The organism is Streptomyces sp. NPDC006872 (assembly GCF_040635845.1).
In the GTDB taxonomy this organism is placed as follows: domain Bacteria; phylum Actinomycetota; class Actinomycetes; order Streptomycetales; family Streptomycetaceae; genus Streptomyces.
On record NZ_JBEYIL010000005.1, the window covers coordinates 511,337 to 529,757 of the forward strand.

Genomic DNA, 18,421 nt, shown 5'->3' on the forward strand with positions numbered 1-18,421 from the left:
TCGTTTCTGGTGCTCTGTTGTCGGTGTGTGTCTCGTTGTGACGCCTCCGCCACTGAATCACAGCGCGCTGCTCACTCGGTACACAGGGTCAACAATTAGTCCGTCTTGTGACTCAAGTCACAGATGAACATGAACATTTGAGTGGAGTTTCCGCGTTTTCCTGTGTGTTTCCTAAACATGGACAGGAACGTCCATGGAGAGCGGAACATCCAAGGGGAAAGGTCGGTCCGCGGTCCTAAGACCTTACTCGGCCGGAGGTCGGGCTGAGGTCCGATGCGGCGGGCCCCGGACGGACACTAGCGTTCCCGACGTGCCCTCAGACGCGCTCGAGACCGTATCCACGACCGTACCGAAAACTCCCCCCAGTCATGCTGAGGGGGTGAGCAACGACGAGTTCCGCGCCGCCATGTCCCGGCTCGCCGACGGCGTGGTCCTGGTGACCGCCCGGGAACCCTCCCTGGACCCGGACGACCCCCGCGCGCCGGACGGCGAGGACGTCGGCATGACGGCGACGGCCTTCGTGTCGGTCTCCCTGGACCCGCCGCTGGTCCTGGTCAGCCTGCGCGTGGGCTCCCGCATGGACGACCTGCTCGACGAACAGCCCGTGTGGGCGGTGTCGGTGCTCTCCGAGAGCCAGCGGCACATCGCCGGCCGCTTCGCCATGAAGGGCCGCATCAGCGACCGTCTGCTCTTCGAGGACATCCCGTACGTCCGCGGCGAGGTCTCAGGCGCGCCCCTGGTCGGCGGGGCCCTGGCGACCCTGGAGTGCCGCACGGAACGGACCGTTCCGGCGGGCGACCACACCCTCGTCATCGGCCGCGTCCTGACCGCGTCGGCGCCGAGCGCGGACGGCGGCCCGCTGGTCTATTTCCGGGGCCGTTACCGACAGTTGGGGTGACGCCGGAAATTCCGTGGCCGCCCCGTGCGGAGTGCACCTAGGGTGCCCGCATGACGCGTGCAACACTCCGCCTGGAGGAAATAACCCCCCGGAATTTCGAGGCCGCGACCGGCATTCGCGTCCGCCCCGACCAGGAGTTCGCGGTCTCACCGGTCATGCAGTCCCTCGCGGAGGCATACGTCCACCCCGCCGGTGTCGCCTGGCCCCGCCTGATCATGGACGGCGACCGGCCGGTGGGCTTCCTGATGGCGTTCCTGGACATCGACTGGACCGGCGACGGGGACGGCCGTCCGATCCGCTCCGGACTGTGGCGGCTGAACATCGCCGCGGACGAGCAGGGCCGCGGGTACGGCCGTTTCGCCGTGGAGTCCGTCGCCGCGGAACTGCGCCGCCGGGGAACGAAGGAGATGTACGTGACCTGGCACGAGGGCGAGAACGGTCCGGCGGACTTCTATCTGGGGCTGGGATTCCGGAAGAACGGCGAGAAGAGCGAGGGAGAGACGGTAGGAGTCCTCTCCCTGGACTAGGGCTGTGACCGGGAGGGGCAAGCGCACGGACCCGCGTGGGACCGGCTCACCCCCAGTCGCTGCCGCCGCCGCTCCTCCCCCGCCCCCGCTTGGTCTCCGACCGCTGCTTCTTCTCCCGCAGCCGGCGCTCGTTGATCCCGCGCGGGATCCGGGTCGGCCGGCGCGGCTTGGGCGGCGGGGCGGTGGCCTCGGCGAGGAGCGCGGCGAGGCGTACGGCGGCGGTCTCCCGGTTGCGCCACTGGGAGCGGTGCTCGGAGGCGCGGACGGTGACGACGCCGTCGACGAGCCGACCGGCCAGCTTCTCGAGCGCCCGCGCCTTCCACACCTCGGGCAGCGCCTCGGTGCGGGCGAGGTCGAAACGGAGCTCCACCTGCGAGTCGCTGGTGTTGACGTGCTGCCCGCCCGGCCCCGAAGACCGCGAGAAACGCCACATGAGCTCGGCCTCGGGGAGGGAGACGGAGCCGCGGACGACATAGGGACCAGACATGCCCACCATGTTCCCGCTCCGCCCGCCCCCGCGTCACGCGAATATCCCTTGGTAAAGAAAGTAAAGAAACGGGGAGTCGTGGGGAACCTTGGGCACCCTTCGCTGCGTTCATAGGGATAGCTGTAGCTTCGTACCCGCGCGAAGCCGTACACAACGAGGGAAGGACTCCCAACCATGGCTGTAAGCCTGTCCAAGGGTGGCAACGTCTCGCTCACCAAGGAGGCTCCGGGCCTGACCGCCGTCACCGTGGGCCTCGGCTGGGACGTTCGCACCACCACCGGCACGGAATTCGACCTCGACGCCTCGGCGATCGCGGTCAACCCCGAGGGCAAGGTGTACTCGGACGCCCACTTCATCTTCTTCAACAACAAGCAGACGCCGGACCAGACCATCGTCCACACCGGCGACAACCGCACCGGCGAGGGCGCGGGCGACGACGAGGCGATCAACGTCAACCTGGCCGGCCTCCCGGCCGACATCGACAAGATCGTCTTCCCGGTCTCGATCTACGACGCGGAGAACCGCTCGCAGAACTTCGGCCAGGTCCGCAACGCGTACATCCGCATCGTGAACCAGGCCGGCGGCACGGAGATCGCCCGCTACGACCTCTCGGAGGACGCGGCGACCGAGACGGCGATGGTCTTCGGCGAGCTCTACCGCAACGGCGCGGAGTGGAAGTTCCGCGCAGTCGGCCAGGGCTACGCCTCCGGCCTCGCCGGCATCGCCCAGGACTTCGGCGTCAACGTCTGAGCGACCTCAGCGCCCTGACGCTTTGAGCTGCACACAACGAGGCCCGACCGGATCGACCCCGGCCGGGCCTCGGCGCGTCTCGGGGGGCCGTTCCCTACGCCCGCTCTCCAACCGGCGACGGCCGGTACTCCTCGTGCGGGACGCCGCGCTCCCAGACAGCTTCGAACGCGCCGCTGCACAGCCTCAGCACCTGAGGGTCGTCGGTCAGCTCCCACCAGTCGTCGGGGCTCTCGCCGTCCCCTGTGAAATGGAGTACGAGGACCAGCTCGTCGTCGAACACCCAGAAGTCGTTTCCGGGGAAGGCGATGTCCGTGGCCCGGCGGCGTGACAGCCAGCGGATCTGCTCCCCTGCTCGTACGTTGGCGTGCGACACGTGGTGCTCGAAGCGGAGGTAGTCGGACTCGGGCACCGAGAAGACGCGGGCCCGGCGGATCACGACACCGCGCTTCGTGGCGTCACCGACCCACGCGAGCCAGGGACGGGTCTCAGGGTCACCGCCCGCGGGAGTGTCCCGGACCCCGGCCTGCCAGGCGACGTAGTCCGGATCCGAGGTCATGTAACCGTCCCGCATCTCCAGATGCACGGCCGAGCGACGGGCGCTGCCCAGCAACTGCTCGAAAGACGGTTCCTCGCTCACGTTCGCTTCTCCTCACCTTTAGGGCACGGAAGTTGAGGAACCGTGCGGTTCGGCGAACAGGTAACCACTGCGAGGGACAGATACGCGGGGCGTTCGAGATAGAAGCCGCACGACACATCACCGCCGCGCGCCAGTTGCGCTGCGGCCGACTCAACGACGCGGGCGAGGCGGACGGCGTCGCAGTCGCCCTCGACGGCGAACCGCGGCGCGTACTCGGCCAGCCGCTCCCCGAGCCAGGCCGCCGCTTCCTTCGGCTCCTCCCAGGTCCTCCGGACGAGCGAGCGCGGTTTCATCAGCCAGAGTGCCGTTTCCAGCGGCGGAAGATCAGAGGTGGGGAACTCTGCGGCCACCTCCCGATACCGCTGGATCAGTTCCGGCCTGCTGCCGGCCGGGGGCGGCTCGGGATGCGGGGGCCGACGCAACGCTTCCTGGTCGAAGCGCTGTTTGGGGCCGGTCCAGAGGTAGCCGTGATGATGCACCGGTAGTCCCGTAGAGGTAGAGGGGTCGGCCCCACCCGGTGGAGAGGAAGCGGGCAGGGCCGAGGGAGGACTCGAGTGGCGGGAGGAACGCGTCAGACAGACAGTCCGAACCGCGCCGGGTCGATGCCGGCGGCGTCCAGCTCCTCCGTCGTGAACCGCAGCGGCGTCGCGTCCGGCCGCTTGCTGTCCCCGAGGGCCCAGGAGTCGTCACCGATCCGGGCCAGGGTCACGCATCCCTCGCTGCATGGACCGCCGCACGCCTTCACGAACGAGGCCCCGCTGATGTCGAGCGCGTACAGATCAATTCCGTCCAGCATTCGCACCACTGCACCTTCCTGATCACCTGACACGACCACGCCTGCATGCGCGCCCGCCGCCGCCCCTCAGAGGCGGGAGTCCAAAGGAGGAAGGGGGTAGGGGCTACGTGCGCTACCCGGAGTGGGGGTCATGCTCCTGATGCGCCGACTCGCACGCAGCACGAAGCGCTTCCGCTATTCGCTCGATGTGCTCGGCGGGGACCACGCCCACGTGCACGAACGGCGACCCGGAATGGGTGACCATCGGCCGCAGATGCCGCTGCACCCGTTCCGGAAGACCAAGGGCGGCTAGCGCCTCACGAAGCGCCGTGGTCGCGGCGTCCGCCCGACTGCGGCTGTCCCGCCAGGTCTGCATGTCCATCAGTGGGCCTCGGCGTGGTGCGCGCGCAGTTCGACGTTGCGATCCGAAACGGTGCTGAAGTCACCGCTGGAGCGCGCATTCCGTCTCGCGACACCGAGGGACAGACACACGGCACACCCCGGCTCGACGGAGGGCTCCGCCGGAGGGTCAGCCAGGCGATAGCCCTTCGGCTTCTGGGTCTCCATGGGTGCCTCCCCAACTGCTGTGGCCGATGCAACGACCGTAAGAAGCAGGAAACCTACGGGTCCATGGTCTTGCACGAGCTTGCAGGCGAATGATTCTGGGGAATCACAGTCACCCGAGGGCATCAAGGGCGGAGACGATCAATTTCCTTGCATGCTCCCCGTAGACGGAAATTCCTGCCAGCTCGGCGAAGGTACGTGCGTAGTCAGCGATTCCATCGGGCTGTCTCAGATTGAGATGTGCGCTGACAAGTTCGACAGCCACCCTCTCGTCATCGAAAACCGAGAACGCTTCGGTCGGCCAGGCATGCCCACGGGGCCTGCCCATAGGAATAATGCCCAGGCTCACCGATGGTAGCGACGCCCGAGTGATGAGCTGCCCGAGCTGGGCCGCCATGACTTCGGAGTCCCCCACGACCGTGCGCAGAACCCACTCTTCGACGAGGAATGCAAAGCGGCGACCGGCGGCATGAAGAATGCGCTGCCTCGCCATTCGTGCAGCGACAGCGTCCGCAACGCTCCCCGGAGCGTCACGAATTGACGCAACCGTCTCAAGCACAGCCCGAGCGTAGTCGGGTGTCTGAAGCAACCCTGGAACAACCCATGACTGATAGAAACGGAACCGTTGCGTTCTCTCATACAGCGGCAGAACAGAATCCTGCACATGTTTCAGGCCCGCACGCTCCAGTCGACGCCAGTCGACGTACATCTCCTCTATGCCGCGCGCAGTAGCGATCAGATCGGCGACTTGGTCCTCCGTGCCGCACGTCTGAGCCCAGACGATGATGTCCTCCTCCGAGGGGAGTGTTACGCCGTTCTCGATCCTGGAGGACTTCGACTCATGCCAACCGGCACGGGCAGCGAACGCCCGTGCCGTGGCGAACCCCGCCGCCTGGCGAATCTCCCGGAGCCTCTTGCCCAGGGTCTTGCGTGCTTCCTGGACGGCCGAGGCTGGTGACGCGGTCAATGCGATGATCCCGTCAAATCAGCTCAGGGCACTTCGAATTCCTCATGTGGGACAGCTCGCTCCCACACTGATTCGAAGGCAGTCGAGCACAATCGGGCCACCGCCGGATCGACAGTACGCTCTTCGTCGCCGTCAGGGGAGAGCTCTCCGTCCCCGGTGAAGTGTAGGAACACGACGAGACTGTCGTCGAACAGCCAGAAATCGTTGCCGGGCAGCGCGATATCCGACGCCCGTCGGCGAGGTAGCCAACGCACTTGCTCCCCCGCCGCGACATTTCCCGTCGTCACGTGATGCTCGAAACGGATGTAGTCCGTCACCGGCTCGGAGACGATACGTGCCCGGCGGATTTTGACACCTCGGCCAGTGGTGTCACGCATCAATGCGAGCCATGGGCTCGTCGCCTGGTCGAGGTAGCGCGATGTACCGCGAGAGCCGTTCCGCCACGCGACATACTCTGGATCGGACTGCATGTAGCCGTCCCGCATCTCCAGGTGCACCGCAGATCTCTTGGCCAGCCGAAACAACTCGTCAAACGCCGGTGCCTCCGCCACCGTTCACCTCCGGGAAGAACTGCACCATTCGCTTGGGAATCTCGACAACGGTCTCGTACTCGGGAAGGTCGAGCTCCGACAGCCGGTCGGCATCCAGGACCTTCCAGCCCTGGACCAGATAGTTGTCCGTGACGTCGTCGTAGTACACCGTCGGGGACTTACCCTCCGGTGATTCCGGGTCCTTGCCCAGCAGATGCAGAGCCATGGCTTCCTCCGTGTCGAGGGTTGTCGATCTCTTCCACCGAGCTTGCACGTTCCAGGTGGGCGGGCGCACTGAACTTGCGCGTACTTGCAGGGGTTTAAGGTTCGTAGCCGGCGGAGCGGTGGAAAGCTCCCCGCATGACGCAGCCCAAGCACACTCACCAGACGTGGGACGACTACCTCCGCGAGGGAACAGGGCCGGTGCAGGACAAGTTTCTGGAGCTGGTGCGTGGAACGCGGGACTCGCGTCACTACTGCAACAACGTCATTTGGGGCAACCTCCAGACCGAGGACTACGCCAGGGCCGTCTTCCGGAAAGTGGTCGACTTCCATGAGATCCCCGACGACGTCGAAGCGGGGGTCGCTCGGCGTGCGGCGCGCGCTCAGTTCATCGGGCAGGGTGGCCGTACCTATCACGTACTGCTCAGCGAGCAGGCCCTGCGCACGAATCTGGGCGGTGCCGAGGTGATGCGCGGCCAGCTGACCCACCTCCTCGACGCGCTCGCACTGCCAGGGCTGAAGCTGGGTGTCATCCCGGCGCGGGCGGAACTCTCCCTTTACCCCGGACACTCCTTCACGATCTTCGACGGACGCCATGTCCATGTCGAGACCTTCTCGGCGGGACTCGACGTCAAAGATGAACGTGAAGTCGCCGTCTACGAGAAGGCGTTCACCTTGCTGGAGCGGTCGGCGGTCTACGGGCGGGAGGCTCGTGAACTGGTCGAGGCGGAACTGGCCGTTCTGACCTGACGCATCAGGGCCAGCAGGCTCAGGGGGGACACCGTGAGCATGGTGGTGGGGGCCTCGCTCTCGCGGAGGAGGAGGCGGGGGTCGGCGTGGGCGAGTTCTACGCAGTTCTCCGCTTCCACTCCCGAGAAGGAGGACTTCTGCCACTGAAGAGACATACCGTGGGCTCTCACAATTCTCGCGCGATGTCGTGGATGAGTTGCCGGGACTTCTCGACATCGAGCGATGCGCGTTCAGCGACGTCGATGAGATTCCGGTACTTGTTGAGTTCAGCGGCGGCCGTCACGAAGATACCCCCGGCGGGACTGTCCATCTGAACGGTATCGAGTTGGGGCACGACTCCGCGCACGTACATCAGGGGATACGTCGCTTCGATGAACTCCTCGCAGGTGAACGGGATGACGCGGACGGTGACCGTCGGCCGTTCCGAGGCCAGGAGCAAGAACTCAAGCTGCTCTTTGGCGATCTTGCGACCGCCGAACCGCATGCGCAGGGCCGCCTCGTGCACCACGGCAAGGAACGGCGGCGGCACATCACGCTCGAGGATCCTTCGCCTACGCAGCCGGAACTCCACCCGCGCATCCAGTTCCAGGGCGGAAAGTGCGGCCGCGTACGTGCTGTGAATCGCCCTCACATATCCCTCGGTCTGCAGAACTCCCGGGACGCTCATGGTCTGAACGCTCCGTAGAGAAACCGCGTGGTGTTCCAACTCTGCGATATTGAGGAAGCCGGGAGCGAGCACACCTCGATACTCGTCCCACCAGCCCTGCCCCCGTGACTCACGGGCGATGGTGCACAGCGCCTCGATCAGCGGCTCGTCATCGCATGAGTAGAAGATCGCGAGACGTCGGATCCGCTCCTCGCTGATGCCGATACGGCCGGACTCGATGTGACTGATCTTCGCCTGGTCGGTCGAGAGCAGGCCAGCGGATTCCCGAGCCGCCTTGCCCGCGAGTTCCCTCAACTTCCGCAGTTCAGCACCGAGTCGGACCTGGCGGGCGGTGGGGTTCTCTCTCAGCGGCATGTCTCTTTCCTACCAGCGCCAGACACCGCCCGCGCCGATCCGGGCCACTCGTTCGGGTGAGGATTGGGGACATACTTGCCCATGCACAACTATGACCCCTACCTTCGAAACGTCAGCGCGTGGCCGGCCAGTGAACCCGCAGTGCAGTCACCGACATTCGGTGCCCGAGCCACGGTGGCCCTCCCCGCGCATCCTCATCGCCAAAAGCAGACCCAGAGACGAGGCTCATGAACCCCCCGCAGATCTACCGCCTCCGCGCCCCCAACTCCCCCTCCAGTCCCAAGATCTGCCGGGATACCGTCGCCCTGCTCCTCCAGGCCACCGGGCATCATGAACTCAGTGACACCGCACGTCTGTTGGTCTCCGAGTTGGTGACCAACGTCAACCTGCACACCACCTCGCTCGCCGTCCGTCTCGAAGCCGTCGTGCGGCGCGACCGGGTGCGCGTCCGCGTGTACGACGACGAACCGGGGTCTCCCCAGCCGCCCGCGACCGATCCGGGACGAGAGCACGGACGTGGCCTACTCCTCGTCGAGACGATGGCGCAGGACTGGGGCGTCGGGTCGTCGCATCCCTCGGATTCGTCCGGCCGGGGCGGCAAGCACGTCTGGTTCGAGCTCTGAAGAGCTGCCGCGGCGGCGGTTGAGTACGTCGATCAGGGTGGCCAGGTCGGCCGCCCCCGCCGGGTCGTCCGGGTAGCGGGCGATGTGGAGGGGGCCGACCTCGGGGAGGACGACGTCCTCGCGGGCCAGGACGTGGACCAGGGTGAGCAGGGCCGCTCGGGCGTTGCCGTCCTCGAAGGGGTGGAAGAAGGCCACGTCGAGGTAAGCACGGGCCGCGCGCGCCGCGAGCGGGAGGCTCGGGTCGGTCGCCTCGCGCAGACAGGCGGCGAAGTCGGCCCGGGTGTGCGGGGTCAGACCGTAGCGCTCGCGGCCGGCCTTGGCGTAGGCGTCACCCGTACGGAACAGGGGCCTCGTCCCTCCCAGCACCTCGCCCTGCCAGGCGGCCAGCAGCGCGAAGTCGAGCGGGGCGCGGCAGGCGGCGTCGGCGAGGGTCAAGGCATGGGCACGGAGGAGGCGTTCGGCGCGGACGGGGTCCCGTCGGCGGACCGGGCCCGCGCACCAGGCGCGGAAGCCGTCGCGTCCGGGGAGCCCTCGGTCCAGAGCCGGTGCGCGATGCCAGTCGACCTCCCGGCGCACCCGTCGCCAGACGGCCAGACTGTCAGCGGCGGCGGTCATGGGACCCCCGGCCGGAGAGCCCCCGGCCAGGGAACGCCCGGTCGTGGAACTCCTCCAGTGCCGCCCGCTCGCGGTGGTCCTGATACGGGAGTCGGCCGGTCAGGGAGACCGCCAGATCCTCGCCCACCGAGTCGATCAGCATGCTTCCGGGGTCCGTCCAGCTCTCGAAGCGGCCGCCGATCGCGGTCTCCACCGCCCGCTCGGCCTCGGCCGGGTCCAAGCCGGTGCTGATGAGGAACCACGTCATCGTCAGCGCGGCCATCCCCTGCCAGCCGCCCTCCGCGCCGGAGTCCAGGACACGCGTCACGAGCCGGACCGAGGCTCGTTCCAGATGCCAGCTGCGCTCCTCGGGGGAGGCTTCGGGAGGCGGGGCCAGCTCCTCGAAGATCTCCGCCAGTCGCTCCAGCCACGCCCGCCACTCCAGCAGGGCGGCGACGGCGCGGGCCGCGGTCTCGTCAGGGGTCGTCACCGAATCGGCCCCGGTGACCCAGCTGCCGATGACCCCGCCGTGCCGATGGCACCAATTCCATCCGCGAGCCCAACTCCCGTAGCGCTCCCGGATGATCGCGTCCACCTGGTGGGCACACCAGCTCTCGCCTTGCCACCAGCCGTCCATGCCGGAGAGCACCGGGGGAACCCATTCCCGGATCAGCGCGCTGAGCGCGGCCTCCTCGTCCTCGTCCCATACGAAGGGGTGACGGGCCGGATCGAGTTCGTCCCAGGTCAGCCGGCGCACGCTGGGGACGGGGGGCACGCGGTTCTCCGGGAACGGCAAGGTGTCTCGGTTGTACGCCAGGGCCGGGCTCTCCCACTCTTCGGCGGACATAGGGAGACCCCAGAATCCCGAACACTGCTGGAGACTTCAAACAGATAAACGTCCGGGTCGCCCGACTCCCCCGCCCCGCTCCCCCGCACCCCGCCCCGCACCTTGCCCCCCGCTACCCTGCGCCCATGCTTCTGGAGCCGCTCCCCCTCACCCCCGACCGCGACATCCCCGGCCCCCTCCTCACCGAACTCACCGCCCTCTACGCCTCCGACCGCGAGTTCCAGGCGCTCAGCGGCGACTTTCCCGACCCGGACGACATCCGGCCCGAGCAGGTGGCGGCGGCGCTGGCGGAGGAGTTGGCGAATCCCGAGGTCGAGGTGCTGCTGGCCCGCAGCGAGGGGCGGCTCGTCGGGGTGGTGATCCTCCTCGCCCAGCACCCCGACCCCGCCGATCCCGATCCGTGGATCGGGCTGCTGATGGTCGACGCGGGCGCGCAGGGGCAGGGCCACGGTCGCCGGATCGTCGAGCGGGTCGAGGATCGGTTCCGGGACGACGGTCGGATGGGCGTGCGGCTCGCCGTCCTCGACGCCAACCCCAAGGGGCTCGCCTTCTGGACGGCGCTGGGGTACGAGGTCGTCGACCACCGCCGCGATCTCCAACTCGACCGTCCCTGCGCCGTGTTGCGCAAGCCGATCCGCAGGATCCGGCAGGCCGCACGTGTCGTCGTCCTCGACCCCGACGGCGCGGTCTTCCTCTTCCGGTACGACAGCGAGGACTCCGGCGTGCACTGGGCGCTGCCCGGCGGCGGGCTGGACGCGGGGGAGACCCCGACCGAGGGGGCCCTGCGCGAGCTGCGCGAGGAGACGGGGTGGGCGGATGTCACGCTCGGCCCGCTGCTGTGCGTGTGGGAGCACGACTTCACCCGCTTCCGGGTCCTCGTCCACCAGATCGACCGCATCTACGTCGCCCACGGCCCGCGCCGGGAGCCGACCGGCCCGGATCTCGCCGCCTCCCACACCACGGACGGCATCCTCGGCTGGCGCTGGTGGAGCCGGGCAGAACTGCGCACCCCGGCCGAACCGGTATGGCCGCCCGAACTGGCCCAGTTGCTCGACGACTTCAGCGACCGACCTCAGTGACCGCCTTCAGTGACCGACCTCAGTGAGCTCCGGCTTGCCGCTCCCGTACAGCCAGTCCGACCAGATCGACGTGAAGTCCTCGTCCGGCGCCGCCCGTTCCACATACGCCGTGAAGTCGTCCGTGCTCGCGTTGCCGTGGCGATGGGCGGCGGCCCAGCCCTGGACGATGTCGTAGAAGGCGTCGTCGCCGACCGTCTGGCGGATGCGGTGGATCACCATCGCGCCACGCTGGTAGACGGGAGGCGCGGAGATCTGCGCGGCGGTCGTCGGCTGCGCCGGCGGGAACTCCCACAGGTCCTCGTACTCCTCCTCTCCGTTGTCGTAGAGGTCGGTGAACGTCTGCTCGGCCGTCGCGCCGCCCTCGTCCTCCGTCCACAGCCACTCGGCGTAGGTCGCGAAGCCCTCGTTGAGCCACATGTCCCGCCAGGTCTTCGGGGTGACGGAGTCGCCGAACCACTGATGGGCCAGTTCGTGGACGAGGGTGACCGTGTCGGGCGCGCCGGGGTAGACCGGGCGGCTCTGGGTCTCCAGGGCGTAGGCGGAGTCCTCCGGGCGGTCGACGATCGCGCCGGTGGAGGAGAAGGGGTACGGGCCGAAGTTGTACTCCGCCCATTCCATGGCCTCGGGGAGCCGGGCGAGCACCGCGCGGCTCGCGGCCGTCTGCGACGGGTCGACCGCCACGTACACCGGCAGGCCCTCCTCGGTGGCGGACCGGGTGACGATGTAGCGGCCGATCGCGACCGTCGCCGCGTAGCTCGCCATCGGCTCGGCGGTGTGCCAGGTGAAGGTCGTGCGGCCGTCGCCCGTGGCCTTCTCACTCCTCAACTCGCCGTTGGAGACGGCGGTCAGGCCCTTCGGGACGGTGACGGCGATGTCGTACGACGCCTTGTCGCCGGGGTGGTGGTTGCCGGGGAACCAGGCCATGGAGCCGGTCGGCTCGCCCAGCGCCAGCGCCCCGTCCGCGGTCCGCAGCCAGCCCTCCTTCGAGCCGTCCGGGTCGGTGATCGTCTCCGGGCTGCCGGAGTAGCGGACCCGCACCTCGAAGGTCTCGCCCTTCGGCAGGGTGTCGGCCGGCCGGACGACCAGTTCCTGGCCGGTACGGCTCCAGCGGGCCCGGTCGCCCTCGACGGTGACCTCCGTGACGTCCAGGCCGGTCAGGTCGAGCTGGAAGGAGGAGAGTTCCTGCTCGGCGCGGGCGGTGATCGCCGCCGTGGCCGTGAGGAGCGGGGAGTCGCCGCTGGAGTCGCCTGGGGTGTAGGCGAGGGTGAGGCCGTAGTGGGAGACGTCGTAGCCGCCGTTGCCCGCCTTCGGGAAGTAAGGGTCGCCGACGCCCGATGCCCCTCGGGTCGAGTGATCGCCACCGCCCGAGCAGGCCGTGAGGAGAAGGGCCAGACAAGCGGCGGCGGCCGGGACGGAGCGCACGGATCGGGACACATCAGCGATCCTACGAGGGCATGACACCATCACCTCGTGCTCGACATCGGCTACGCCCTCTCCAACCGCTTCCCGGACCCGCCGCAGATGGACTACCGGCGCGCGGACGTCCACGCCCTGCGCCACGACCTGTTCTGCGGCGACGTCTATCTCGCCGACACCAAGGCGGACCGTGAGGTGTCCACAGCCTGGGGATGGGTGCCGGTGCTGGACTTCGCGTGGGCGCTGTGCGACATCGTGGAGCAGGTCGACCAGGATCCCGCGGGCTCCCGCGCCTCCCGCCCGCAGCACGCGGAACTGGACTTCACCGAGTCCACCGACCGCATGCTCTTCGAGCGCCGCTTCGGCTGGGTGGACATCGAGGCCGACTGGATGCCGCCGGAGGAGCCCCCGCTCACCTTCTCCCACGCCGAACTCCGCCGCGAGGCCCGCGACTTCCTCCACGACCTCCTGGCCGACCTGACCGACCTCCACGAGGACCTCGCCGAGAACCCGGCGATCTGGACCCTCCAGGCCCGCTTCCCCCGAATCAGCTAGCCGTCCGTCACCTCACCCCTCGACCCTCACCCCTCCACCCGGATCCCCAACTGCCCCGCCAGCACCGGTGCCAGATCCAGCAGCTGAGACATGCTGATCACCGCCCCCGCCAGCCGGTCGACGCCCGCCGCGATGCCGAGCTCCACGGCTCCGCGCAAGTCGACGTCGGTCAGGGTCGCCGCGGTGAAGTCCGCCGCCTTCACCGCGCAGTCCACGAACTCGACCCGCTCCAGCCGGGCCCCGCCGAAGTCCGGCTCGACGAGCACGCACCCCTGGAACACGACGTCCCGCAGCCGCGCCTGCCGCAGGTTCAGGAAGTCGATCTTTCCGCCGCGGATCAGCACCCGCTCCAGCACGGCGCCGTACATCTGGGTGCCGCCCAGGCGGGCGTCCACGATCTCGACGTCCCGCAGGCTCGCGTCCGCCAGGTCCGTGCCGACGCCCCGGACGCCGGTGAGCACCGAGTCGAGGACGCGGGCGCTCTTGAGGCCCGTGCCGTCCAGCGCGCACTCCGTCAGCGCGCAGTCCATGAAGCGGGCTCCCGCGCCGTCCTGGCCGGTGAGGTCCAGGTCGCGGAACTCCAGACCGTCGTAGTCCCCGTCCGGCTCCAGTTCCCCTCCCTCGTAGGGCACTGGCTCCGGAAGCCGTATCTCCGGCCGCCGCGCCGCCTTCACGCCCGTCCCGCCGCCGCTGCCGCTGTCCCGTCCGCCCGCCCGCGCACCCGCTCGCCTCGCCATGCCCCCCATCCTGCACCCCGCCACTGACAATGCCTTGACCTCAAGCGAGCTTGAGGTTGAAGAGTGCTCCGCATGTACGCCATCCGCCTCCACGCCTTCGGGCCCGCCGAGAACCTCAGCTACGAGGAGGTCGAGGACCCGCTCCCCGCCCCCGGCCAGGTCCGTGTCGCCGTCCGGGCCGCCGGGGTCCATCTCCTGGACGCCGCCCTGCGCGAGGGCTTCCAGGGTCCGGCCCCCACTCCGACGCCCCTGCCCACCATCCCCGGGCGCGAGGTCGCCGGGGTCGTCGAGGCGCTCGGCGAGGGCGTCCCGTCCTCCTGGCTCGGCAGGCGCGTCGTCGCCCACCTCGGTTTCGCGCCGGGCGGCTACGCCGAACTCGCCGTCACCGACCTCGAACGCGTGCACGAGATCCCGGCGAACCTGGACGACGCCCAGGCCGTCGCGATGATCGGCACCGGCCGTACGGCGCTGGGGATCCTGCAGTTCGCCGAGCTCGGGCCCGACTCCGTCGCCGTGGTGCCCGCGGCCGCCGGCGGTATCGGCACGCTGCTCGTGCAGTACGCCAGGAACGCGGGCGCGACGGTCGTCGGGCTGGCCGGGGGACCCGCCAAGACCGCGCGGGTCCGGGCCGACGGCGCCGATCTCGCCGTCGACTACACGGACACCGGCTGGCCCGCGAAGGTCCGCGCCCACCTGGACGGCCGGGCCGCCACGGTCGTCTTCGACGGGGTGGGCGGGCAGGTCGCCCGTGAGGCCGTCGCTCTCCTCGGCCCGGGCGGGAGTCACCTCGTCTTCGGGTGGTCCGCCGAAGGCATCCGCGGCGGACAGGGCCACTTCGTCGAGGGCGTGTCGAAGTCCGTGCTCGGGCCGGTGATGATCGAGAAGGCGGGCGGCCTCCGCGCCCTCGAACTGCGCGCCCTCGCCGAGGCCGCCGCGGGCCGGCTGACCCCGGCCGTGCAGACGTTCCCGCTCGCCGAGGCCGCCGCCGCGCACCGGGCGCTGGAGACCCGCGGAACGACCGGCAAGGTGGTGCTGACGACAGCTCTGCGGCCGGCCTGAACAGCACAGAGGGGACGACCGCGTGGCCGCCCCCTCCGTACCTCATCCGGTCGGGTCGGTCAGCGGACGACCGCCTTCGTCGCCCTGCTCACCGCCGACCCGTCGAGGTGACCGGTCCGGCGGGCGGTCACCTTCACGGTGATCTTCTTGCCCTTCTGCGCGGCCTTCAGCACGAGCGACGACTTCGTCGCCCCGCTGATCGCCTTGCCGTTCGCGTACCACTGATACGCGTACGAGGTCGCCGCCGGACTCCAGGTCCCGCTGGTCGTCTTCAGCGTCCGCCCGACCTTCGCGGTGCCGCTGATCAGCGGCGCCTTGGTCGCCCGGGGCGCGTCGCCCTTGACGACGGTCACGGCGGCCGAGGTCGCGGCCGCCCCCGTCCAGCCGGTTCTGCTCGCGGTGACGGTCACAGTGAGCTTCTTGCCGAGCAGCGCGGCGGGGAGCGTGTACGAGGACCCGGTCGCCCCGGCGATCGCCTTGCCGTCGGCCTTCCACTGGTACGTGTAGGAGGAAGGGGCCGCAGACCAGCTGCCCGGGGCGGCGGTGACCTTGGCGGCCACCTTGGCGACGCCGGTCACCTTGGGGACGACCGTGTTCCTCAGTTCCGGCTGGGTGACGGTGAAGGTGCCGCGCGCGTACTGGCAGCAGGTCGTGACGACGCTGACGCTCCAGACGCCGGCCGACTCGCCCGTCAGGTCCAGGGTCGCCGTCAGGGTCCGGTGGTCGGCCGAGACCGAGTCCGCCGGGGCGGTGAGGGTCCGGCCGACCTGGGTCAGCCGTACCGTCGCGTTCGCGGGCAGCGCGGTGCCGGTCACCGTGAGCGTGACCTTGCCGCCGGCGACCGCGGTCAGGGGGCTCACCGAGGCGATGCTCACCTTGTCCGGGCCGCAGAGGGCCGAGGAACAGCTCAGCTTGGCGCTGTAGGAGGTGCCGGACGCCTTCTCGGGCAGGCCGAGCAGGAACAGCGAGGGCGCGGAGCCGCTGGTGGAGCCGCCCGCCGCGCACTGGGCGCCGGAGGTCGACAGCGAACAGCCGTTGCTCCATTTCGCGTTGTAGAGCGCGGGCACCGCCGTGGTCGTCGCGCCGGTGGTGTCCGTGACCGCCACGTCGAAGCGGTCGTACCCGGCCGTGGGCAGTACCGCGCACACCGCGCTGTGCGTCTCGTCGAGGGTGCCGGTGATCGGCCCGTAGCCGTAGGAGACCGACGGGACCCGGGTGCACTCGGGCGACGGACCGTCCGCGGTCGCCACCCGCAGCGCGTCCAGTCGGTACTCGGGCGCGGCCTTCAGCGTGACCGGGGTCTGCACCAGCACCTGGTGGCTGGTGGAGCCGGTGACCGCGCAGGAGACGTTGCGCCAGGCGCACTCCGCGCCTCCGTCGCCGTCGACGACGGCGGAGTTGGCGGTGCCCAGCGCGTCGCGCACGTTGATGTGCAGCACGTCGGTGGCCGCGGCGGTGGTGACCTGATGGCAGGTCAGGGTGCCCGGCACGCCTGCGACGCCCTTCACCGAGGCGCCGCCGACCTCGGTCGCCGCGGTCCGCGCACAGCCCGCCGAGGAGGCGGTGGCGGTGACGTCGCGCCGGGTGAGGGTGTAGGCGCCCGCCTGGTCGCGGCCGGTCACCAGCACGGTGTGGGCCTTGCCCGGGGTCAGCGGGCAGACCGTCCAGCCGTTGGTGGTGGCGGCGGCGCGGTCGCAGACCTTCCGGCCGGTGGAGTCCAGCACCGAGAACGTGCCGCCCGCGGTCCCGGGGGCGGCGACCAGCTCGACGACCTCGGCGGCCGAGTGGGCGTCCGCCGGGATGCTCAGGCACTGCGAGAAGACGCCGTCTCCCGTGCCGAACACAGCCTTCGCGCCGTCGGCGGTGAAGCTGCCGGCGGGCAGCACGGGGCAGTCGTCGGCGATGTCGGTGCGGTGGAAGGCCACGGCGTACCTGCCCGTCGCCTCGTCCAGGCCGTCCTCGGTGTGCACCAGCGCCCGGTAGGGGGCGGTGCCGGTGAGCGCGCAGTCGCCGCCGGCGAGCCGACCCGAGCCGCACTGCCAGTCGCCGTCCCGGTCGACGACCTCCAACTCGGCGTCCACGCCGGGCGCGGAGAGCGGGGTGAGGGCGGCGATCCGCGCGCCCTGCGGATACGGCAGCGTCAGACAGTCGTACTGCCCCGCCGCGGTCAGCTCGCCCTGGTACAGGCCCGTCGACAGGGCCACACAGCCGGCGTCCGAGCCGCGATCGAGGACCACCAGCCCGTCCCGGAAGTCACGGAAGGGGTAGGAGCCGTCGAGCACGGCCGTGTAGGCGCCCGCGGCCGGGAGGACGCAGGGGTCGATGCTCGCCCGGCACACGGTCAGCCCGGCGGAGTCGTACACGCGGACCGGGCCGGTGTACTGGTGCTCGTCCACATAGTCGACGGAGTGCGGGCCCGCCCGGTCGGCGGTGAAGACGAAGCAGGGGTTGGCGGTGGCCTCCTGCGCGGCCAACGGCCCGAAGGGCCGGACCGGCGCGGGGGTGCAGCCCTGCGGGTCGTCGAGCCGACGGACCTTCACCCCGTACTCGGCGGGGAAGCCCTGCTCCGTGTAGGAGACGCGGGAGACGACCCGGTAGGGGCCGTCGCCGGGCAGCGCGCAGCTGTTCTCGTCGTTCTCCGGGAAGTGCGGGCAGATCCGGGCGCCGGACTCGTCGGTGATCCACGCGATGGACTCGCCGGACACCTTGGAGCCGTTGGTGAGCCTGATCCGCTCGCCGGGCTTCGCCTCGAAGGGCTGGCAGTCGACCTCCACCGGGCTGACCGCCGTACGGGCCAGGTCGGGCAGGTCCCAGCGGGTGCCCACCGGGTCCGCGCAGCCCTCCGTGGAGGCGAGCGACACGAAGGTGACGGCGGTGTCGCGGGGGTCCCAGCCGTCGTTGTGGACGCGCAGCGTGTAGGTGCCCGCCGCGGGGACCGAGCACATCTCCCACGTGGTCCAGAGGTCGCCGTCGCAGTCCACCGGGTTGCCGTCGGCGGCCTGGAGGGTCGTGAATCCCTGATAGCTGCTGTCGTTCAGCGACAGCTGGTAGAGGCCCGGCGCGTCGGCCGTGACGGTGTAGCAGGTGTTCGCGTGGCCCTCGACGGTCGCCTTCCCGACGGCGTCCCCCGGGTCGCCGAAGGGAGCGGTCGCGAGCGGCGCGCACGCCGGGTCGGCGGGGTCGTCGGCCTGCGCGGCGCCCGCTGCGGTGAGGCTGAGCAGCGAGGCGAGCAACGGAACGGCGGCGAGTAGTGCTCCTGCCCGCCGCCGTCGTCTCGCAGGCGGACAGGAATCCGCGTCGGTCATCTGAATCCCCCCTGGGTCAATGCTCGTCGAGCCGATGGTCGCACACAGGTACGACACAGGACCCGCGGGTTTCCAGGG

General features: G+C 69.7%; 23 protein-coding genes. 9 read left to right on the forward strand and 14 right to left on the reverse strand.

Annotated features, from left to right (window positions below):
* Window positions 1–310 precede the first annotated feature (310 nt).
* The gene (locus ABZ725_RS18125) at window positions 311–898 is read left to right on the forward strand and encodes a flavin reductase family protein (RefSeq protein ID WP_358803624.1); all 588 of its coding nucleotides are present in this window, start codon (window positions 311–313) and stop codon (window positions 896–898) included.
* Between the two features lie 50 nt (window positions 899–948).
* On the forward strand, window positions 949–1,425 hold the full coding sequence (locus ABZ725_RS18130) for a GNAT family N-acetyltransferase (protein WP_358803625.1): 477 nt from the start codon (window positions 949–951) through the stop codon (window positions 1,423–1,425).
* A gap of 46 nt (window positions 1,426–1,471) precedes the next feature.
* Here ABZ725_RS18130 and arfB read toward each other — a convergent pair whose 3' ends face one another.
* Window positions 1,472–1,921, reverse strand: coding sequence for an alternative ribosome rescue aminoacyl-tRNA hydrolase ArfB (arfB, locus tag ABZ725_RS18135; RefSeq protein ID WP_351904424.1), 450 nt, complete (start codon window positions 1,919–1,921; stop codon window positions 1,472–1,474).
* 165 nt (window positions 1,922–2,086) lie between these two features.
* Between arfB and ABZ725_RS18140 the strand changes: the two genes are divergently transcribed.
* Window positions 2,087–2,662 carry a TerD family protein gene (locus tag ABZ725_RS18140; RefSeq protein ID WP_358803626.1) on the forward strand — a complete coding sequence of 192 codons (576 nt, stop codon included), beginning with the start codon at window positions 2,087–2,089 and terminating at the stop codon, window positions 2,660–2,662.
* Window positions 2,663–2,756: 94 nt separating this feature from the next.
* Here the strand turns inward: ABZ725_RS18140 and ABZ725_RS18145 are convergent, their stop codons facing one another.
* From ABZ725_RS18145 to ABZ725_RS18155, 3 genes are all read right to left on the reverse strand, one after another.
* Complete coding sequence (locus tag ABZ725_RS18145) at window positions 2,757–3,299, reverse strand: DUF6879 family protein (RefSeq protein ID WP_358803627.1); 543 nt, start codon at window positions 3,297–3,299, stop codon at window positions 2,757–2,759.
* Complete coding sequence (locus ABZ725_RS18150; RefSeq protein WP_358803628.1) at window positions 3,296–3,778, reverse strand: hypothetical protein; 483 nt, start codon at window positions 3,776–3,778, stop codon at window positions 3,296–3,298. Before ABZ725_RS18150 ends, ABZ725_RS18145 begins: the two co-directional genes overlap by 4 nt.
* Window positions 3,779–3,870: 92 nt before the next feature.
* The gene (locus ABZ725_RS18155; protein WP_358803629.1) at window positions 3,871–4,095 is read right to left on the reverse strand and encodes a DUF397 domain-containing protein; all 225 of its coding nucleotides are present in this window, start codon (window positions 4,093–4,095) and stop codon (window positions 3,871–3,873) included.
* Between the two features lie 121 nt (window positions 4,096–4,216).
* On the opposite strand from ABZ725_RS18155, the gene ABZ725_RS18160 reads away from it, so the two are divergent.
* A complete protein-coding gene (locus ABZ725_RS18160) occupies window positions 4,217–4,387 on the forward strand; it encodes a hypothetical protein (protein WP_358803630.1) in 171 nt (56 codons plus the stop codon).
* Window positions 4,388–4,750: 363 nt separating this feature from the next.
* Here ABZ725_RS18160 and ABZ725_RS18165 read toward each other — a convergent pair whose 3' ends face one another.
* The 3 genes from ABZ725_RS18165 to ABZ725_RS18175 are packed head-to-tail and all read right to left on the reverse strand — an operon-like array spanning window position 4,751 to window position 6,361.
* Window positions 4,751–5,605: a DUF5753 domain-containing protein gene (locus tag ABZ725_RS18165; protein WP_358803631.1), complete on the reverse strand. Its 855-nt coding sequence runs from the start codon at window positions 5,603–5,605 to the stop codon at window positions 4,751–4,753.
* 23 nt (window positions 5,606–5,628) lie between these two features.
* A complete protein-coding gene (locus tag ABZ725_RS18170; RefSeq protein WP_358803632.1) occupies window positions 5,629–6,156 on the reverse strand; it encodes a DUF6879 family protein in 528 nt (175 codons plus the stop codon).
* Window positions 6,134–6,361 carry a hypothetical protein gene (locus ABZ725_RS18175; RefSeq protein WP_358803633.1) on the reverse strand — a complete coding sequence of 76 codons (228 nt, stop codon included), beginning with the start codon at window positions 6,359–6,361 and terminating at the stop codon, window positions 6,134–6,136. The genes ABZ725_RS18170 and ABZ725_RS18175 overlap by 23 nt, the downstream gene beginning before the upstream one ends.
* Window positions 6,362–6,495: 134 nt before the next feature.
* Here ABZ725_RS18175 and ABZ725_RS18180 point away from each other — a divergent pair, with 134 nt between their 5' ends.
* Complete coding sequence (locus tag ABZ725_RS18180; RefSeq protein WP_358803634.1) at window positions 6,496–7,107, forward strand: DUF5753 domain-containing protein; 612 nt, start codon at window positions 6,496–6,498, stop codon at window positions 7,105–7,107.
* On the opposite strand, the gene ABZ725_RS18185 is transcribed toward ABZ725_RS18180, so the two are convergent.
* Together ABZ725_RS18185 and ABZ725_RS18190 are read right to left on the reverse strand one after the other, a co-directional pair.
* A complete protein-coding gene (locus ABZ725_RS18185; protein WP_358803635.1) occupies window positions 7,053–7,262 on the reverse strand; it encodes a DUF397 domain-containing protein in 210 nt (69 codons plus the stop codon). The genes ABZ725_RS18180 and ABZ725_RS18185 overlap by 55 nt on opposite strands.
* An 11-nt stretch (window positions 7,263–7,273) precedes the next feature.
* Window positions 7,274–8,128 carry a helix-turn-helix transcriptional regulator gene (locus ABZ725_RS18190; RefSeq protein WP_358803636.1) on the reverse strand — a complete coding sequence of 285 codons (855 nt, stop codon included), beginning with the start codon at window positions 8,126–8,128 and terminating at the stop codon, window positions 7,274–7,276.
* A 227-nt stretch (window positions 8,129–8,355) separates the two neighbouring features.
* Between ABZ725_RS18190 and ABZ725_RS18195 the strand changes: the two genes are divergently transcribed.
* Window positions 8,356–8,751, forward strand: coding sequence for an ATP-binding protein (locus tag ABZ725_RS18195; RefSeq protein ID WP_358803637.1), 396 nt, complete (start codon window positions 8,356–8,358; stop codon window positions 8,749–8,751).
* On the opposite strand, the gene ABZ725_RS18200 is transcribed toward ABZ725_RS18195, so the two are convergent.
* Window positions 8,650–9,366: a Fic family protein gene (locus ABZ725_RS18200; RefSeq protein WP_358803638.1), complete on the reverse strand. Its 717-nt coding sequence runs from the start codon at window positions 9,364–9,366 to the stop codon at window positions 8,650–8,652. The two genes, ABZ725_RS18195 and ABZ725_RS18200, sit on opposite strands and share 102 nt — an antisense overlap.
* Window positions 9,350–10,192 carry a hypothetical protein gene (locus tag ABZ725_RS18205; RefSeq protein ID WP_358803639.1) on the reverse strand — a complete coding sequence of 281 codons (843 nt, stop codon included), beginning with the start codon at window positions 10,190–10,192 and terminating at the stop codon, window positions 9,350–9,352. The genes ABZ725_RS18200 and ABZ725_RS18205 overlap by 17 nt, the downstream gene beginning before the upstream one ends.
* A gap of 125 nt (window positions 10,193–10,317) precedes the next feature.
* Here ABZ725_RS18205 and ABZ725_RS18210 point away from each other — a divergent pair, with 125 nt between their 5' ends.
* Complete coding sequence (locus ABZ725_RS18210; RefSeq protein ID WP_358803640.1) at window positions 10,318–11,271, forward strand: bifunctional GNAT family N-acetyltransferase/NUDIX hydrolase; 954 nt, start codon at window positions 10,318–10,320, stop codon at window positions 11,269–11,271.
* Window positions 11,272–11,277: 6 nt separating this feature from the next.
* Here the strand turns inward: ABZ725_RS18210 and ABZ725_RS18215 are convergent, their stop codons facing one another.
* Complete coding sequence (locus tag ABZ725_RS18215) at window positions 11,278–12,735, reverse strand: M1 family metallopeptidase (protein WP_358803641.1); 1,458 nt, start codon at window positions 12,733–12,735, stop codon at window positions 11,278–11,280.
* Window positions 12,736–12,741: 6 nt separating this feature from the next.
* On the opposite strand from ABZ725_RS18215, the gene ABZ725_RS18220 reads away from it, so the two are divergent.
* Window positions 12,742–13,242 carry a hypothetical protein gene (locus ABZ725_RS18220; protein WP_351904399.1) on the forward strand — a complete coding sequence of 167 codons (501 nt, stop codon included), beginning with the start codon at window positions 12,742–12,744 and terminating at the stop codon, window positions 13,240–13,242.
* Between the two features lie 26 nt (window positions 13,243–13,268).
* On the opposite strand, the gene ABZ725_RS18225 is transcribed toward ABZ725_RS18220, so the two are convergent.
* Window positions 13,269–13,979: a pentapeptide repeat-containing protein gene (locus ABZ725_RS18225; protein ID WP_358803642.1), complete on the reverse strand. Its 711-nt coding sequence runs from the start codon at window positions 13,977–13,979 to the stop codon at window positions 13,269–13,271.
* 72 nt (window positions 13,980–14,051) lie between these two features.
* Here ABZ725_RS18225 and ABZ725_RS18230 point away from each other — a divergent pair, with 72 nt between their 5' ends.
* Window positions 14,052–15,038, forward strand: a complete 987-nt coding sequence (locus ABZ725_RS18230; protein WP_358803643.1) for a zinc-binding dehydrogenase — start codon at window positions 14,052–14,054, stop codon at window positions 15,036–15,038.
* 59 nt (window positions 15,039–15,097) lie between these two features.
* On the opposite strand, the gene ABZ725_RS18235 is transcribed toward ABZ725_RS18230, so the two are convergent.
* The gene (locus ABZ725_RS18235) at window positions 15,098–18,343 is read right to left on the reverse strand and encodes a Tat pathway signal protein (protein WP_358803644.1); all 3,246 of its coding nucleotides are present in this window, start codon (window positions 18,341–18,343) and stop codon (window positions 15,098–15,100) included.
* Window positions 18,344–18,421: the final 78 nt, after the last annotated feature.